At 63.2% G+C, this 15,103-nt stretch carries 12 protein-coding genes; 6 read left to right on the plus strand and 6 right to left on the minus strand.

The window, feature by feature from the left end:
- The 5 genes from ltrA to BGK68_RS17775 form a co-directional block, all read right to left on the minus strand.
- Positions 1–1,371 carry a group II intron reverse transcriptase/maturase gene (gene ltrA / locus BGK68_RS17750; RefSeq protein WP_075258175.1) on the minus strand — a complete coding sequence of 457 codons (1,371 nt, stop codon included), beginning with the start codon at positions 1,369–1,371 and terminating at the stop codon, positions 1–3.
- Positions 1,372–1,802: 431 nt separating this feature from the next.
- Entirely contained in the window at positions 1,803–4,064 is a 2,262-nt protein-coding gene (locus tag BGK68_RS17760) for a RelA/SpoT family protein (protein ID WP_075258176.1), read from the minus strand.
- A 35-nt stretch (positions 4,065–4,099) separates the two neighbouring features.
- Positions 4,100–4,303: a DNA-directed RNA polymerase subunit omega gene (gene rpoZ, locus BGK68_RS17765; RefSeq protein WP_008112385.1), complete on the minus strand. Its 204-nt coding sequence runs from the start codon at positions 4,301–4,303 to the stop codon at positions 4,100–4,102.
- 59 nt (positions 4,304–4,362) lie between these two features.
- Positions 4,363–5,001, minus strand: coding sequence for a guanylate kinase (gene gmk / locus BGK68_RS17770; protein ID WP_013234111.1), 639 nt, complete (start codon positions 4,999–5,001; stop codon positions 4,363–4,365).
- Between the two features lie 85 nt (positions 5,002–5,086).
- Entirely contained in the window at positions 5,087–6,001 is a 915-nt protein-coding gene (locus tag BGK68_RS17775; RefSeq protein ID WP_083657841.1) for a YicC/YloC family endoribonuclease, read from the minus strand.
- 325 nt (positions 6,002–6,326) lie between these two features.
- On the opposite strand from BGK68_RS17775, the gene rph reads away from it, so the two are divergent.
- The 6 genes from rph to sodC all read left to right on the plus strand — a co-directional run bounded on the left by rph (position 6,327) and on the right by sodC (position 13,184).
- The gene (gene rph, locus BGK68_RS17780) at positions 6,327–7,055 is read left to right on the plus strand and encodes a ribonuclease PH (RefSeq protein ID WP_075258177.1); all 729 of its coding nucleotides are present in this window, start codon (positions 6,327–6,329) and stop codon (positions 7,053–7,055) included.
- Positions 7,056–7,220: 165 nt separating this feature from the next.
- Positions 7,221–7,811, plus strand: coding sequence for an RdgB/HAM1 family non-canonical purine NTP pyrophosphatase (rdgB, locus tag BGK68_RS17785; RefSeq protein ID WP_075258178.1), 591 nt, complete (start codon positions 7,221–7,223; stop codon positions 7,809–7,811).
- A complete protein-coding gene (gene hemW, locus BGK68_RS17790; RefSeq protein WP_075258179.1) occupies positions 7,808–9,052 on the plus strand; it encodes a radical SAM family heme chaperone HemW in 1,245 nt (414 codons plus the stop codon). Before rdgB ends, hemW begins: the two co-directional genes overlap by 4 nt.
- A gap of 142 nt (positions 9,053–9,194) precedes the next feature.
- On the plus strand, positions 9,195–10,394 hold the full coding sequence (locus BGK68_RS17795; RefSeq protein ID WP_075258180.1) for an EAL and HDOD domain-containing protein: 1,200 nt from the start codon (positions 9,195–9,197) through the stop codon (positions 10,392–10,394).
- 5 nt (positions 10,395–10,399) lie between these two features.
- Positions 10,400–12,451: a putative bifunctional diguanylate cyclase/phosphodiesterase gene (locus tag BGK68_RS17800; protein ID WP_075258181.1), complete on the plus strand. Its 2,052-nt coding sequence runs from the start codon at positions 10,400–10,402 to the stop codon at positions 12,449–12,451.
- A gap of 205 nt (positions 12,452–12,656) precedes the next feature.
- The gene (gene sodC, locus BGK68_RS17805; RefSeq protein ID WP_075258182.1) at positions 12,657–13,184 is read left to right on the plus strand and encodes a superoxide dismutase family protein; all 528 of its coding nucleotides are present in this window, start codon (positions 12,657–12,659) and stop codon (positions 13,182–13,184) included.
- Positions 13,185–13,757: 573 nt separating this feature from the next.
- Here the strand turns inward: sodC and ptsJ are convergent.
- The gene (gene ptsJ / locus BGK68_RS17810) at positions 13,758–15,065 is read right to left on the minus strand and encodes a MocR-like B6 salvage transcription factor PtsJ (protein ID WP_075258183.1); all 1,308 of its coding nucleotides are present in this window, start codon (positions 15,063–15,065) and stop codon (positions 13,758–13,760) included.
- Positions 15,066–15,103: the final 38 nt, after the last annotated feature.

Here is a 15,103-nt window from a genome sequence, read left to right on the forward strand (position 1 = left end):
TCAACAGAGCCGAGGCCCCCCGAGCCGGTCGAAGTAAGCGATGGGCATGGCTCGGTTCAGTCGATGGTAGCTGTTGCGCCACCATCGACAGCTATTGGCCGCCACCTTGGTAGCGTCCGCCTCCGAGGCGCCCAGCGCCCGCAATTTCCGGTATATCGTAGGCCCTCGACGCCAGTGCTTGAGTTGCAAGGCGCGTAGCCGGTGCCTGATCCACTCGTCGAGTTCACGGAACACCCGTGGCGTCTGCGCCAGCTGGAAGTATGCCTTCCAACCCGGCATATAGGTCCGCAGCCGTTCCGCTACCTCCGACAGGCTGCGCCCGCACGTGCGACGCGTCAACTCCCGGATACGCTGTTTGAAGGTCTTCATCGCCTTGCCCGCCACCGCGCATTTGATCTGTCCGTCCCGGCCTTGCCATAGGGCATATCCCAGGAACTTGCGGCCAGTCGCACGCGCCACCGCTGTCTTGGCTTCGTTGACCTTCAGGTGGAGTCGCCCATAGAGCTTGCGCAGGCCTTCCAGCACCCGTACACCCGCGCTCAAACTGCGTACATACACGTTGCAGTCGTCGGCATAGCGCACGAAGCGGTGTCCCCGTCTCTCCAATGCTCGATCCACCTCATCCAGCACCACATTGGCCAGCAGCGGCGACAGCGGCCCGCCTTGCGGCGTACCTTCGTAGCGTTCGCTGACCACCCCGCCATCCATGATCCCAGCCTCCAGGTAGCGACGTACCAGCCGCAGTACGGCCTTGTCCGCAATCCACCTCGATAGCCTTTCCATCAGTATGTCGTGGTTGACCCGATCAAAGAATTTCTCCAGATCCACATCGACCACCACCCGGTAGCCAGCCTGCACATGCTGCTGTGCCTTCAGCACCGCATCCCGTGCCCGCCGTCCCGGACGAAAGCCGTAACTGTGTTCCGAGAAGCTCGGATCAATCATGGGCTGCAATACTTGCAACAGAGCTTGTTGGATCAGCCTGTCCCTGACCGCCGGGATCCCCAATTCACGCAGGCCACCTTCAGGTTTCGGGATTTGGACTCGTCTGACCGGCTCCGGCCGGTAACTGCCATCCAGCAACGCTTCCCGTATCCTAGGCCATTGCGTTTTGAGGTCTTGCGCCGTCTCAGTGATCGACTTCCCATCCACCCCGGCACTGCCGCCATTGGCTTTGACGCGCTTCCACGCCTTCACCAGATTGGCTCTGGCGAGCACCTGCTCCAGCAGGCCTGCTCGCCCCGGACCTCCGGTGTCTTGATGCGCCGTCTGTGCTTCATCACGCAACCCTTCGGGCGTGGCTTCACCTCGCCTTACCGCGTCGCGCCCTGCTTGCGCAGGCTTCTGATGCAATGCACCTCCGAGCAACATGGCCTTCGGTCCTCCTACTCGTTCGGCCCTTCACCCCCAAATGGCGGCTACTATGGCCTCTGCTGACTCCTCGCTCCGGTTTCACACCGTCGCCCTTTCAGGCGTGAGGCGAGGTCTCCCCAGGTAAGAACGCACTCCTTCATCGCACAACCGCCGCATTTACGCCGCTTCGCCTTGGTCACAAGAGCTTCGCGGTTCTTTGCCCGCTCGCCCTGCTCGGCAGCGCCTTCTATGCGATTCTTGTTCATCGGCTCGCGATTTACGCTCCACGCTTCCTTCCCACACTTGGTCGCCCTCATGCAGTTGCGCTTCACTTCATTCACTGTGACCAGCTCATGGCGGGACTTGCACCCGCAGGAGTGCGCCCATGCTGGGCGCACAAAGACAAACGCCCGCATCAGCGGGCGTTTGCAGGGCTGGGCAAGGCGGGATCAGCCGCGTTCGCGCAGGATACGTGCGACGCTGTCGATCTTGCGGATGCCGCGCATCAGGCGCGCCAGGTGCACGCGATCCTCGACCTGGATGGTGAAGCGCAGGTACTTCATCGAGGCATTGCCGCCTTCGTCATCCATGGCCACCGAGACGATGTTGGCGTCCGATTCGCCGATCTCGGCCGCAATGCGCGCCAGCGTGCCGCGTTCATTGTGGATCAGGATGGTGATGCGGCAATCGAAACGGCGGTTCAGGTCCTGCCCCCAGACCAGTTCGATCCAGCGGTCCGGTTCCTTGGCGTGCAGGCGCTTGGCGGTGTCGCATTCCTGGGTGTGGACGATCAGGGTCTGGTCGGCCTTGAGATAGCCGGTCAGGCGGTCGCCTGGGATGGGCATGCAACAGGAGGACAACTGCGCCGACGCACCTTCGCTGCCGGTGATGACCACCGGGTCGGGCTTGTTGGGCAGCATGTGGCCTTCCGGATCGAGCTGCGGCACGCTCACGCCAGTGTCCATCATGGTCATGATGTGGCGCGCCACCAGCGGGGCCATGCGGGTGCCGATGCCGATCTCGGCATACAGGTCATCCATGGTCTTGGCGCTGGATTCGTTGAGCAGGCGCTCGACGATATGAGACGGCAGTTCCGGTTCGATGCCCAGGGTATGCAGCGCATTGCCCAAGAGACGACGGCCCACGGCCTGCGACTCGACCTGGTTGGCGGTGCGCAGGCGATGGCGGATCGCCGAGCGCGCCTTGCCGGTGCGCACATAGCCCAGCCAGTTGGGGCTGGGACGCGAGGTCGGCGAGGTGATGATCTCGACGATGTCGCCGTTGTGCAGCTCGGCGCGCAGGGGGGCGGGCTCGTGGTTGATGATGGCCGAGGTGGTCTGGTCGCCGATGTCGGTGTGGATGCTGTAGGCGAAATCGAGCGCCGTCGCGCCACGGGGCAGGGCGATGATCTTGGACTTGGGCGTGAAGACGTAGACCGAGTCGGGGAACAGGTCGACCTTGACGTGCTCCAGGAACTCGGCCGAATCGCCGGTCTGCTTCTGGATGTCCAAAAGCGACTGCAGCCAGGCATGGGTGCGCTGCTGCAGGTCAGTCAGGCTGCCTTCGTCATCCTTGTACAGCCAGTGCGCAGCCACGCCGGATTCGGCCACGCGATGCATCTCGCTGGTGCGGATCTGGAATTCCACCGGCGTGCCATAGGGGCCGATCAAGGTGGTGTGCAGCGACTGGTAGCCATTCAACTTGGGGATGGCGATGTAGTCCTTGAACTTGCCCGGCATGGGCTTGAACAGCGAATGCAGGGTGCCCAGGGCCACGTAGCAGTTGGCGAAGCTGTCCACCACCACGCGGAAGCCATATACATCCAGCACCTGCGAGAAGCTCAGGTGCTTGTTGCGCATCTTGCGATAGATGCCGTAGAGGGTCTTTTCGCGGCCATCGACCTGGGCCGGGATGCCGGCGGCGATCAAGGTGCTGGTGACCGATTCCATGATCTTGGTCACCACCTCGCGGCGGTTGCCGCGTGCCGCCTTCACGGCCTTGGAGAGGGTGCGGTGGCGCAGCGGATGCAGGTGCGCGAAGGACAGCTCCTGCAATTCGCGATAGATGTTGTTCAGGCCCAGGCGGTGCGCGATGGGCACATAGACTTCCATGGTCTCGCGCGAGATGCGGCGCTTCTTCTCGGGCGGCATGGAGCCCAGCGTGCGCATGTTGTGCAGGCGGTCGGCCAGCTTGACCAGGATCACCCGCACATCGCGGGCCATGGCCAGCAGCATCTTGCGGAAATTCTCTGCCTGCGCCTCGACCTGGCTCTGGAATTCGATCTTGTCCAGCTTGGACAGACCATCCACCAGCGACGCCACGGAGGCGCCGAAGCGTTCGATCAGCTCTTCCTTCTTGACGCCCTGGTCTTCCATCACATCGTGCAGGAAGGCGGCCATCATGGCCTGGGCGTCCAGCTTCCACTCGGCGCAGATCTCGGCCACTGCCAGCGGATGCGAGATGTAGGGCTCGCCGGACTTGCGCATCTGGCCCAGGTGCATCTCGTCGGCGAAGCGATAGGCTTCCTTGACCTTCTTCAGTTCGGAAGGGGTCAGGTACTCTTCGAGCTTGGGGATCAGGTGCGCGAAAGTCGCCACGCCGCTGTGGGCGACCGGGGCGACTTCGGTGGGAGCTGCGGTGCGGCCGGAGCCGGCGGCACGTTTGGGGCTAGGTGTGGCTGATAAGGTGGAGTCGGTAGTGGTCAGGCTCATACTTGTCCGTTATCAGCTTCATGGACGAGCCAGGATCAGGCCGGAACCTTCTTGAGCATTTCCACGCCGACCTTGCCAGCGGCGATTTCGCGCAGGGCGGTCACGGTGGGCTTGTCCTTGGCGTCGACCTTGGGAGTGTGGCCTTGCAGCAGCTGGCGGGCGCGGTAGGTGGCCGACAGGGTCAACTGGAAACGGTTGGGGATCTGCTTGAGGCAATCTTCGATGGTGATGCGGGCCATGAGTAACTCCTGAATGACGGTCTTGCGTGTGGTTGGATCGGTCCGGCGCCCTGGCAGGCTCAGCTCGCGTGGATGCCCAGCTGGGTGAACAGGTAGGCGTTGCGGGCGGCTTGTTGCGGGAAGCGGCAGCGGGCTGCCTGGACAATGGCCGTCAGCTCCGATAAAGCGACGGCAAACTCTTGATTGATAATAACATATTCGAACTCCGGAGAGTGCGCGATTTCGCCGCCCGCGGCCAGGATGCGGCGGGTGATGACGTGCGGCTCGTCCTGGCCGCGCTTTTTCAGGCGTTCTTCCAGGGCGGCGATCGAGGGCGGCAGGATGAAGATGCCGATGGCGTTGGGAAACTGCTTCTTGACCTGCTGCGCGCCTTGCCAGTCGATTTCCAGCAGCACATCGGTGCCGTTGGCGATCTGGTCGGCGATCATCAGGCGCGACGTGCCGTAGTAGTTGCCATGGACTTCGGCCCATTCGAGGAATTCGCCTTCAGCCTGACGCTTCAGGAAATCTTCAGGATCAGTGAAATAGTATTCACGACCATGTTCTTCGCCCGGACGCGGTGCGCGGGTGGTGAAGGAGATCGACAGCTTGATGGCCGGCTCCTGCTTGAGCAGGGCGTTGACCAGGGTCGATTTGCCGGCGCCGGAGGGGGCGACCACCATGAAGAGGCTGCCGGAAGTGGGTTTTTGGACGGGCATGATGTCCTCGCTGAAAAATGTCTTTTGGCTAATATTGTCGGGTAGTGAAGGGCGCTGCTTGCTCGGCCCTCAGTTCGCCCTCAGTTCACTCCAGATTCTGGACCTGCTCGCGCATCTGGTCGATCAGCAGCTTCAGTTCCATGGAAGCGTCGGCCAGCTCCTTGACGGCGGCCTTGGAACCCACGGTATTGGCTTCGCGGTTGAGCTCTTGCATCATGAAATCCAGGCGCTTGCCGACCTGGCCACCCTTTTTGAGGATGTGGCGGGTCTCGGCCAGGTGCGCCGTCAGGCGCGCCAGTTCTTCGGCGATGTCGATGCGGATGCCGTAGAGGGTGACTTCCTGGCGGATGCGCTCCAGCGATTCCTCGCGGGTAGCGACCGGCGCCGCGCCGTTCTGCGTCTGCAGGGCCAGGCCCAGGGCTTCGGCCATGCGGTCGGTGGCCTTCTGCTGGAACTGCTCCACCAGTTGCGGCACCATCGGCGTGATGCGCGCCACAATCGCTTCCATCGCATCCACGCGCGCCAGGATCACGGCCTGCAAGGCCGCGCCTTCACGGGCGCGGGTGTCGACGAAGGCGTCCAGGGTCTGTTGCAGGGTGGCCAGGATGTCGGCTTGCAGGGTTTCCTGGCTGATCTCGGCTTCTTCCATCACGCCGGGCCAGCGCAGCAATTCATTGACCGACAGCGGCGCCGCATCGGGGAACTGAGCGCGCAGCTGGTCCTGCAGGGTGGCCAGTTGCGCCACCACGTTGCTGTTGAGCGCCTGGCTGTTGGCGCTGGCGACCTTGCGGCCGAAGGACAGGCGGCATTCCACCTTGCCCCGGACCAGGCGGCCCATGATGGCCTCGCGTAGCAGCGGTTCGACCGCACGCAGGTCGTCGTTGACGCGGAATTGCAGGTCCAGGAAGCGCGAATTCACGCTCTTCATTTCCAGGGTGACCGTGCCGGCGCTGGTTTCACGGGTGGTGACGGCATAGCCGGTCATGCTGTAGATGGTCAAATCGAGGCTCCGTAGCGCGGGGCGGCATGCATGGCGCAACCGCGCTGTCAGGTTGGATGGGCTTGCGGGCGTGGCCGGGGCAGGTCGGGATGATGCATTACGCGGCGCGACGGCGCGCGGGTCATCCTTTACAATGCCGGACTTGAACGTTGCGGCGGCAGCCTGTGCGGTCTGCCCGGAACGAACGATGCCCGCTCGGAGCCCGCATTTTAAAGAAGATTGGCCGCCGCGCGCCATCAAAAGATCAAAAATGGCGGATTTTCTGCCGTATTGTTCATCTCAGCCGCCGTTTTCCAGCATTTTCGTACTCAATACAAGGATTTTCATGACAGCATCCCATCGCCCCAGCGGCCGCAGCCCCGAGCAATTGCGCGAGGTGCGCCTGACCCGTCAATACACCAAGCATGCCGAGGGTTCGGTGCTGGTCGAGTTCGGCGATACCCGGGTGCTCTGCACTGCCTCCATCGAGGAAAAGGTGCCCGGCTTCCTCAAGGGCAAAGGCCAGGGCTGGCTGACCGCCGAGTACGGCATGCTGCCCCGCTCCACTCACACCCGCATGGACCGCGAAGCCGCCAAGGGCAAGCAGTCCGGCCGCACCCAGGAAATCCAGCGCCTGATCGGCCGCGCCTTGCGCGCCGCCTTCGACCTGGAAGCCTTCGGCGAGCGCACCCTGCAGCTGGACTGCGACGTCCTGCAGGCCGACGGCGGCACCCGCACGGCGGCCATCACCGGCGCCATGGTGGCGGCGTATGACGCCTTCGCCGGCCTCAAGGCCCAGGGCTTGATCGAGACCATTCCCGTGAAGCACTTCGTGGCGGCGATCTCGGTGGGCGTGTTCAAGGGCGTGCCGGTGCTGGACCTGGATTACCCGGAAGACTCGGACTGCGATACCGACATGAACGTGGTCATGACCGACGCCGGCCATTTCGTGGAAGTGCAGGGCACTGCTGAAGGCGCCGCGTTCGATCGCGCCACCCTCAATGCCCTGCTGGATCTGGCCCAGCAAGGTATCGCCACCCTCAACGGCTTGCAGAAGCAGGCATTGGGGCTGTAATTGGGGTTGTAAAGGCGGGCAGGGTGTGCGTCGGCGCACCGACGCGAATGCCCTTACAATGCCGCTATCGAGGACGCCATGTTGCAACAGGACATGGCGTTTTTCATTGCGCCGCGGCGCTTTCGCCCAGGCGCAGCGCACCTGGCAACCAACGAGCAGACAAGCATGGATACCAAGCAAAAGATCGTGATGGCGTCGAACAACGCCGGCAAACTCAAGGAATTCGCCAGCCTGCTGGGCGGCATCGGGCTGGACGTGCGGCCACAGGGCGAGTTCGACGTGCCCGAGGCCGAAGAGCCTTTCGCCACCTTCGTCGAGAATGCCCTGGCCAAGGCGCGTCACGCGGCGCGCCTGACCGGCCTGCCGGCGCTGGCCGATGATTCCGGCGTCTGCGTCAATGCGCTGGGCGGTGCGCCTGGCGTGTATTCGGCGCGCTATGCGGGCGAACCCAAGTCCGACGCCGCCAACAATGCCAAGCTGATCCGCGAACTCGCTGCCCATGCCGACAAGTCGGCCTATTACTACTGCGTGCTGGTCTATGTGCGTCACGCCGATGATCCGCAGCCGGTCATTGCCGATGGCGTCTGGAAGGGTGAGATCGTCGAGCAGGCGCGCGGCGAGGGTGGTTTTGGCTATGACCCGTATTTCCTGCTGCCTGCACTGGGCAAGACTGCGGCCGAACTGAGCGCGTCCGAGAAGAATGCCGTGTCGCATCGCGGCCAGGCCCTGCGCGCGCTGGTCGAGAAGCTGAAATGATCCCCATCAAACCGGTTCCCGTCACCGCTGTGGCCGGGCAGGGCGCCAGTGGGCCGGCCCAGGCGGCGCTGGCCTTTCTCAAGCCCGGTAGCCTGCAATTGACGGCCTTGCCGCCCTTGTCGCTGTATGTGCATTTCCCCTGGTGCGTGCGCAAGTGCCCTTACTGCGATTTCAATTCGCACGAGGTCAAGGACGGGTTTCCCGAACAGGAATATCTGGAAGCCTTGCGGCTGGACCTGGAACAGGCGCTGCCGCTGATCTGGGGCCGCAAGATCTACTCCATCTTCATCGGTGGCGGCACTCCCAGCCTGCTCTCGGCGGCCGGGCTGGATCGCCTGCTCTCGGACCTGCGCACCCTGTTGCCGCTGGACGCCGACATCGAAATCACCATGGAGGCTAATCCCGGTACCTTCGAGGCCGACAAGTTCCGTTCTTACCGGGAAAGCGGGATCAATCGCCTCTCCATCGGCATCCAGAGCTTCAATAGCGCCCACCTGCAGGCGCTGGGCCGTATCCATGATGGCGGCCAAGCGCACAAGGCGGTGGAGATCGCCCATGCCAATTTCGACAACTTCAACCTCGACCTGATGTACGCGCTGCCGCAGCAAACGCTGGAGCAAGCTCGCACCGACATCCAGACCGCCATCGACTTTGCGCCGCCGCACCTGTCGCTATACCACCTGACGCTGGAACCCAACACGCTGTTCGCCAAGTTCCCGCCAGCGGTGCCGGATGAGGATACCAGCGCCGACATGCAGGACATGATCGGCGAGCTGACCACCCAGGCCGGCTACGGCAACTATGAAGTGTCTGCCTATGCCCAGCCGGGCCGGCGTGCGCGCCACAACCTGAACTACTGGCAGTTCGGCGATTACCTGGGCATCGGCGCGGGTGCGCATTCCAAGCTGTCTTTCCCGCACCGCATCGTGCGGCAGATGCGCTACAAGCACCCGCAGGCCTATCTGCAGCACATCAAGGCCGGCACTCACATTCAGGAAGAGGCCGAGATCGGTCGCGACGCCCTGGGCTTCGAATTCATGCTCAACGCCTTGCGGCTGACCGAAGGCTTCCCGCCCAACCTGTTTGCCGAGCGCACCGGCCTGGCGCTGAACCAGATCGGCAAGCAGCTCGACCTGGCCGAGCGCAAGGGCATGTTGTACCGCGATCACGCGCTGATCCGTCCGACCCCGCTGGGACGGCGCTTTCTCAATGACCTGCAGGAAATCTTCCTGTCAGGATAAAGCACTGTTGCAAGGCGGGCTTTATCAGGTATATTTAGCAAAAATTTAATTTTAATTAAGTATTCTGCTGGGAAACTTTTCTGGGGTTTTTCACCATGTCAGGGCGCCTCGGCAGGCTAACGTGGCGCGCCAAGCTAAAAATATGGCCTTACAGGATAAAAGCCTTCCCTTTCCGCTCGTGTTCTTGCAGCCCGTTGCCGACGTGCATCACGTCTGGACCGCGCTGTCCCTGCATATTTCGCCGGCGGTGGAAGATGGCAGCGCCCTGTTGGCGAGACTGTTCAACGAATTCGAGCTGCATGAGGCCCTCGGCGGCCTGACCTGCATCATCCCCGTGAGCGACCCGGCCAGCTTTGCGCCGGCATTCCGCGAGCAATTCCCGCAAGGCCAGCTGGCTTTGCGGGTGCCGGTGGAGCATTGTGTCGATCCGGCCCGCATCGATGCGCTGGACTGGCTTTACAGCCGCGGTTTCTCCATCATCGCCGACGGTCTGCCCGCGCAGGGCGCGAGCGTCTTCCCCTTCGTTGAATCGATCGTCCTGGACGCCAGCATCGGCAAGCTGCCTGAGACAGCGCAGTGGCTGCATGGCCTGCGCGGCCCGCACCTGGCCGAGAACGTCGCCGATGCGGTGCAGTTCGACGCTTGCCGGGTGCAAGGCTTCCGTTGGTTCTCGGGCGACTATGCGCTGCATCCGGACAGCCGCCTGTCGCAGAAGAATTCGATCTCGCGGGCGCGGCTGCTCAAGCTGCTGGAGCTGGTGGCGCGCGACGCCGACGCCAATGAGCTGGAGTCGCTGCTCAAGCAGGATCCGGCCTTGTCCTACCAGCTGTTCAAGCTGGTCAGCTCGGCCGCCTTCGGCTTCTCTGCGCACATTACCAATTTCACCCAGGCCATCAACCTGCTGGGCCGCCGCCAGCTGCAGCGCTGGCTGCAACTGCTGCTGTATGCCCGCTTCCCGGGCGACGAGTCGGCCAATCCGCTGCTACCCCGCGCCGCCGCGCGCGCGGCGATGATGGAAGCGATGGCGCAGCGTATCGACTGCACCCAGGAAGAGCTGGACCGCGCCTTCATCATCGGCATGTTCTCCCTGCTCGACATCCTGCTGGGAATGCCGCTCAACGACATCATCGAGCCCCTCAAGCTGCCTGTCGACATCGTCCACGCCCTGGTGCGCCGCAGCGGCCGCCTGGGCAAGCTGCTCGATGTGGTCGAGCGCTCAGAGGATGGCCGCATCCCCTTGCGCCATTCCGATCTGGATGCGGCCGGCCTGGATGCCGAGGTGTATTGCCGCTGTCTCATCCAGGCCTTCAATTGGGCCACACGCGTTAGCACCGAGGCGTGATTACGATGCTTTCCTCCGTAGGTACTGACGATCTGGCGTGCTGCTCGGCATTGCTGGATGCCATGCAGAACCTGCACGGCATGGCGCTGCATGCGGCGCTGGGAGGTATTGCATCTGGCTTGCTCAAGCGTCCGGGCGGGCGTTATGTGATCGGCGCGAGCACACCGGTCGAAGGCGGCTTGTGCCAGCCGGTGCAATGCGAGGGCGCCTTGTTCGGTCACTTCGTCTTCCCGCCCTTGACCCGTCCGTATTCGGATCAGGAGCGCCAGCGCCTGGCCATGCTGGCCGCCTTCCTGGGGCGCTTGATGCAGGGCCGTGCCGACACCGAGCAGCGCGTGCGCTCACTGGACCAGATCGAAGCCAAGCTGGAACAGCAGGCCCAGATCCTGAACCAGATGCACGAGTCGGTGATCACCATGGACCCGGCCGGCTTCATCACCAGTTGGAACCGCGGCGCCGAGCAATTGTTCGGCTATTCGGCCATGGAGGCGATCGGTCGCAATGTCTTGTTCCTCTACGAGAATGAAGACGAAGAAGATTCGCTGCACGACCTGTTCCTGGAACACGGCGGGCGCGAGATGGAAGTGCGCCGGCGCAAGAAGTCGGGCGAGGTCTTCTGGGCCAGCCTGTCCTTGTCGGTCATGCGCGACCAGAACGGTCATCCCATCGGTCTGATCGGCTATCTCAACGACATCACCGAACGCAAGAATGCCGAGAAGCTGATCCATCATCTGGCCTACTACGATGCGTTGACCGGGCTGCCCAACCGCACCTTGCTCACCCGCACCGTCGATCAGGCGCTGCAGGAAGCACGGCACGAGGACATGCATGGTTGCGTGATGTTCATCGACCTCAACCGCTTCAAACCCATCAACGATACCCTGGGCCACGTCGCCGGCGACATGCTGCTGGTGGAAGTGGCCATGCGCTTGCGCCGCGCTTTGCGTGAGCAGGATGTGGTCGCCCGCCTGGGCGCTGACGAGTTTGCCGTGGCGCTGTTCGGGATCGACAAGGATTCTCCGGGTCACGTTGCCCAGAAGCTGCTGGCCTTGTTCGACGATCCGTTCTTCATCGACGGCCATGAGCTGCGTGTAGGCGCCAGCATCGGCGTGAGCCTCTACCCTGAAGACGCCACCGATACCGAAACTCTGCTGCGGTTGGCCGATATCGCCATGTACCGCGCCAAGCAGGGGGGCGAGAACGATGAAGGCGGCTACGCCTGGTACAGCGAAGAGATGAACCGCAACACGCTGGACCTGTTGCGCATCGAAACCGGATTGCTGCACGCCTTCGAATACAACGAGCTGCTGCTGTACTACCAGCCCAAGGTCGACATGCAGACCCTGGCCATCACCGGCGCCGAAGCGCTGGTGCGCTGGCAGCATCCGGAGCGCGGCTTGCTGCTGCCGGGCGAGTTCATCCCCATTGCAGAAGAGACCGGCCTGATCGTGCAGTTGAGCGACTGGGTGCTGGATGCGGTGTGTCGTCAGGCGCGTGCATGGAAGGATGCGGGGCTGCCGCCTATCCGCATCGCCTTGAATGTCACCGCGCGCGAATTCACCCGCTCGCTGCCCGACCGCGTGGGGGCGGCGCTGGAGCGGCACATGCTCAGCGGTGAATGGCTGGAACTGGAGATCACCGAGAGCATGCTCATGCACAGCACCGACCGGGTCATCTCCATCATGGAAAAGATCTGCGGCCTGGGCATCACCATTTCCCTGGATGACTTCGGCACGGGCTATTCCAGCCTGTCTTACCTGAAGCGTTTCCCCATCAATACGCTCAAGATCGACCGTTCCTTCACCATGGGCATTCCCGACGATACCAATGATTGCGCCATCGCCAGCGCCATCATCGGCATCGCCAAGCAATTGCGCCACAAGGTCATCGCCGAAGGCGTGGAAGATGAAAAGCAGTTCAATTTCCTGCGCGAAGCCGGCTGCAACGAGCTGCAAGGCTATATCTTCTCGCGTCCGGTTCCGGCGGCGGACTTCCATGCCATGTTGCTGGAAGGGCGCAAGCTGGCGCTGGAGTCCTCATCCGCCAGTCAGGCTTAGTCAGCTTGCTGACCTGATGCGCCAAGGGCGCATTTCCCATTGTCCATCGCCGTGACCGGCCCTATGCTGGCAGGTGCGTGCATACGTCCGGCCTAGGTATTCATCTCGAATGCTGCCCAGCTTAAGCGACATTTTTGGGCTTTCATTGGGTCCGGAGCCGTAATGCGTCTAATGTTGAGCGCTTTACCAACCATAGGAAGAGACCATGAAACACATCATTGCAATGGCCGCCCTGGTGGCTGCCACATCCGCATGGGCGGCTGACGAGCCCCCGATCAAGGTAGCCATCCATCTTGTGAATGCCCAGGGACTGGCCGCGCCTGCGGGCGAGGTGAGCATCCGGCAGACGCCCTATGGCCTGCTGTTCCAGCCGGCGCTGACGGGGTTGCCGGCGGGTATTCACGGATTCCACGTGCATCAGAACGCGTCTTGCGAGCCGCTCAGCAAGGACGGCAAGATGGAGCCGGCCATGGCAGCCGGCGGACATTGGGATCCGGACAAGACCGGCAAGCATGAAGGACCGTTCGGCCAGGGCCATCTGGGCGACCTGCCGGCAATCTATGTGAGCGCAGACGGCCGCGCCGACTATCCGGTGCTGGCGCCACGCATCAAGACGCTCGACGAGGTGCGAGGCCATGCGTTGATGGTGCATTTCGGCGGCGATAATCACTCTGACCACCCGGCGCCCCTGGGCGGCGGCGGGGCGCGCGTGGCGTGCGGCATCATCCAGTAATCAATGGGGCCGGGATGGCCCCTTTTCACGCAGAGGGGGGGCGTGAGGCTGCTGGGATAGCTTGGGGCGGGCAGCCGCGAGGGCTGCTCCGGCTGAATTCTGGCGAACGCTGTTCGCCGAGAAGGCAATAAAAAATGGCCTGTGTCAAGCACCTTGTTCTCATCGCACTTTGGCGGAAATACGTGACGTGACAACAGGTTGGCTCTGCCTTTTGCCGTTAGGAACGAGAGCACCCACAAGGGCTAGGTGCCACATAGGCGCGTCGGGAGCGCAAGCAGGATCGTATTGCAGAAGGCACAAACCACCAGCGCCGAAGCATTGCCTCGAAGTTTCGCTACTTCGCGGCTCGTCCCGCAGAAGCTGACGCACTACTGGATAATCCCTTTGCGCTTCGAGGAAGGTTACAAGATTTCCATCTCACCGACGTGCGGCCTGCATCGCTCGACTTCCGGGATGGTGGTGTGGTCAATAGATGCTCCGTCGCAATGGCCGGCGGTCCTGTGGATGGTCAGTTGCCGGCTGATGCTAGCGGCAGGCGTCGCCAGCGGGTGCCTGGCGGTCTTAGAGACCATGTCAGCCGCTCATCGCGTCCATGACTTGCCTCAGCGCACCGCCGAACGTGTGGAATGCGTCTTGCTCCAGGCCGGACACCGTAATGCGCAGGCCATGCGCCGGTGTCTCGATCCCGAAGGCATCCCCGGCTCGCACCAACCAGCCCCTGAGCGCCATGGCCGAGACCACGGCCTGGCCACTGTGCGGCAGTGGCAACCACAGGTTGAGCCCATCGGCAGGCAGGCTGCACCGTAATCCCCGTGCCTGTAAAACTGCCGCCATCCCCAACCGGCGCCGCGCGTAGTCATCCCGCGCCTGCTGGATCTGCGCGGCGACTTTGGCTGACGACAGGCAGGCCGATACCGCGTCCTGCAACAGATGGCTAACCCACGTGGTCCCGCCGGACAGCCGCAGACGCAGTCGGTCCGCGGTGTGTCCATCACTGCCCACGAAGGCCAGCCGCAGGTCCGGCCCGAGCATCTTGGACACCGACCGCACCAGCGCCCATCGCCTCGCGTTCGCCGGCAGCACGCTGTAGTACGCCATCGTCGATAGCAACGAAAAATGGTCGTCGACGATCACCAACACGTGCGGATGCTGGGCCAGTACTTCGCGCAGCGCCTGCGCGCGTTCCGGGCTCAGACTGCAGCCGGTCGGGTTCTGCGCGCGGGGCGTGACGATGACAGCCTGCGCCCCTTGCGCCAAGGCGCGCTCCAATCCCGATGCCTGCATACCTTCGCCATCCATCGGCACCCCCACCGCCTGCAGGCCCTGCGTTCGCAAGGTGTTGATGCTGCCAAGAAAGCAGGGGTCTTCCACGGCCACGCGGTCGCCGGCCACCAGGTAAGTGGCCAGCAACCGCTCCACGGCATCCACGGCGCCGTGGGTCAGGTTCAGGACTAGGCCGTCCGGCGAATCGGGGGCCAGCCAATAGTGGCCCAGCGTGTCGAGTGCGGGGCCGATGGGCGGCTCGCCGTACAGGCGTGACTGATAAGCCCGACCGGCCATCGCGGCGCCGATGTCCGGCAGCCAGGCCAGGGCCGGGTTGCCACTGGACAAGTCCACCAAAGGAGAGTCGGGAAGCAGGCCCTCCTGTTCGTCGGAACCGGCCGGCTCGCAGATCACCGTACCCAACCGCCCCTGAGTCACAGCCACCCTGGCCGCCGCCAAGCGCTGATAGGCCAGCGACACGGTGTTGCGATTCACACCCAACGTCGCAGCTAGCGCGCGTACCGTGGGCAGAGCCTGACCCGGCAACAGGTCGCCGCCGCGCACCAGGGCACGCACGCTGTCGAAGATGTCGGATGCGGTCTCACCTTTGATTTGCATGAATGGCTCCCGGCATGATAAATTTGTCCTAGGACAAA

Origin of the sequence: Herbaspirillum camelliae (assembly GCF_001929405.1) — a bacterium.
Classification (GTDB): domain Bacteria; phylum Pseudomonadota; class Gammaproteobacteria; order Burkholderiales; family Burkholderiaceae_D; genus Herbaspirillum; species Herbaspirillum seropedicae.